1 protein-coding gene is annotated in these 261 nt (G+C 34.1%); it reads left to right on the top strand.

Annotated elements, in window-relative coordinates; genetic code table 11:
• Positions 1 to 49: 49 nt before the first annotated feature.
• Positions 50 to 261, top strand: a 212-nt coding sequence (locus ACPYOM_RS22880) for a hypothetical protein (protein ID WP_481347723.1), incomplete at its 3' end; no start/stop codon positions are given.

Raw genomic sequence — 261 nt, 5'->3', positions numbered from 1 at the left:
ATCATTAAAATTCAACAGATTAATAACGTACAGGTATTTCCGTCAGCAAATGAACATTGGTGTTCCTTTTCAAGCCGATGAAATGGAAGTCGTATGGAAAAGCGTTAATTTTTTAAAGTATATCCTCGATTCAGATACTGAAATGACGTATAAAAAAGAAATTGTAGAACATCTTTTTTCTGTATTCTGCTATCAGATGGCCGGAATCATTTCTAAAGAAGACAGCAATGCCATGAATCAGATGTCGAGACAGGAAGAAAT

It is taken from the genome of Monashia sp. HAY1-2A (assembly GCF_056755315.1).
This window is presented reverse-complemented; position numbering and strand designations above follow the sequence as displayed.